Here is a 1,973-nt window from a genome sequence, read left to right on the forward strand (position 1 = left end):
GTGGCTCGTGCCGGGGGACCGGGACACCTGGGTGGTGGCGGTGCACGGCCGCGGCGGCAGGCGCCGGGAGGCGCTGCGGATCCTGCCCACGCTGCACCGCCTGGGCCTGCCGACACTCGTGATCAGCTACCGCAACGACGACGCCGCCCCCGCCAGCCCCGACGGCCACTTCCACCTCGGGGACTCCGAGTGGGAGGACATGGAGGCCGCGGCCGCCTACGCCCACGCGCACGGTGCGCGTCGGATCGTCGTCGCGGCCTGGTCGATGGGGGCGGCGATCACCGGGGCGTTCCTGGACCGCTCACCGGTGGCGGAGTCCGTCGTCGCACAGGTGTGGGACGCGCCCCTCGTGGACTGGCGGGCGACCCTGCGCAGGCAGGCGCGCAACCGGCTGCTCCCGCCGCAGCTCGTGGGCATCGCGACGGTGTCCGCACGCCGTCGGATCGGGATCGACTTCGACGAGTTCGACCTGCGCAGACACCCCCCGGCGCGCCGCCCCCCGACCCTGATCGTGCACAGCACACCGGACACGGCCGTGCCGATCGGGCCCACCCGCGCGTTGGCGGCGGCCGGGCCCGATCTCGACTGGCCGATCCGGTTGGTCGAGGTGGCGGGCGTGGAGCACACCGCCTCGTGGAACGCCGATCCCGAGCGCTACGAGCAGCTCGTCACGGAATTCCTGGAGGAGGTGCTCGCCGGAGGACCGCCGTAGCGAGCGGCGGACGGGTGGTGTCCACGCCGGACCGACGACGCAGCGGGTCGGGGTCCCTAGGCGCGCCCGTTGCGGGCCGCGGGCTCGGGGGTCTCGGCCGCGAGGTCGACGTTCCCGGGCGGGTCCGTGGCAGGCGCCTCGGTCTGCGGGATCTCCTGCGGGCGACGGGACAGCACGAGCCAGCCGATGACCGACGCCACGGTCACGACGAGACCGGCACCGATCCACCACCAGCGCTTCGTCGACGCCGCGGGCTCCGGGTCGATCCGCGCGGCCAGCTCGCGACGGGCCGAGGTCAGGGTCTCCCCGGACTCCTCGAGCAGGGTCGACGCGCGGCTCGCCAGCTCACCGGCGGCGAGCTCGGCGCGTCCGGCCAGGGCTCCGGCGGTGCCCGCGGCCTTCTCGGCCAGCACCGGGAGCTCGCGGTCCAAGAGCTCCTTGGCCTCGTGGGCGAGCTCCTCGACGGCCTCGCCGAGCGATTCGAGGGTGGCTCCCGCGTGCTCGCGGGCCCGTGAGAGTGCGCTGGTGGTGCTCATGCTGCCTCCGCGTTGGGTGTGGGCCGGGTGGCGTCCACCATCGACCCTGGCACGATGGTGGATGTGACTGCACCAGGCAACTCGAAGCAGACCGCGACGCTGCGGACGTCCGAAGGCGACATCCGGATCAACCTCTTCCCGGACCACGCCCCCAAGACCGTGGAGAACTTCGTCGGTCTCGCGACCGGCAAGAAGGAGTACTCGCAGCCCAACGCGTCGGGCGGGGACAGTGGTCCCTTCTACGACGGTTCGGTGTTCCACCGTGTGATCAGCGGGTTCATGCTCCAGGGCGGGGACCCGACCGGCACCGGCCGCGGCGGGCCCGGCTACCAGTTCGGGGACGAGTTCCACCCCGAGCTCAAGTTCGACCGCCCCTACCTGCTCGCGATGGCGAACGCCGGGCCCGGCACCAACGGCTCGCAGTTCTTCATCACGGTGGGCCCGACCCCGCACCTCAACCGGCGACACACCATCTTCGGCGAGGTGGCCGACGCGGAGTCCCGCGCGGTGGTCGACGCCATCGCGACCACGTCCACGGACCGGACCGACCGGCCGCTGACCGACATCGTGATCCAGCACGTCGAGGTCTCCTGAGGAACGTGACGTGACCGTCCCCGACCAGGCGGGCCCGCCACTTCAGAGCTGCGTGCGGCATCCGGACCGGCCCACCGGGCTGAGCTGCACGCGCTGCGGGCGGCCCGCCTGCCCGGAGTCCCTGCGGGACG

General features: G+C 73.3%; 3 protein-coding genes. 2 read left to right on the forward strand and 1 reads right to left on the reverse strand.

Annotated features, from left to right (window positions below):
• Window positions 1–712 (forward strand): prolyl oligopeptidase family serine peptidase (locus H5J29_RS30650; RefSeq protein WP_181784432.1); only part of this gene is annotated, 712 nt, incomplete at its 5' end.
• Window positions 713–768: 56 nt separating this feature from the next.
• Here the strand turns inward: H5J29_RS30650 and H5J29_RS30655 are convergent.
• On the reverse strand, window positions 769–1,248 hold the full coding sequence (locus H5J29_RS30655) for a hypothetical protein (RefSeq protein WP_181784433.1): 480 nt from the start codon (window positions 1,246–1,248) through the stop codon (window positions 769–771).
• Window positions 1,249–1,302: 54 nt separating this feature from the next.
• On the opposite strand from H5J29_RS30655, the gene H5J29_RS30660 reads away from it, so the two are divergent.
• Window positions 1,303–1,842 carry a peptidylprolyl isomerase gene (locus H5J29_RS30660; RefSeq protein ID WP_181784434.1) on the forward strand — a complete coding sequence of 180 codons (540 nt, stop codon included), beginning with the start codon at window positions 1,303–1,305 and terminating at the stop codon, window positions 1,840–1,842.
• Window positions 1,843–1,973: the final 131 nt, after the last annotated feature.

Source organism: Pseudonocardia pini (assembly GCF_013870575.1).
GTDB lineage: Bacteria > Actinomycetota > Actinomycetes > Mycobacteriales > Pseudonocardiaceae > Pseudonocardia > Pseudonocardia pini.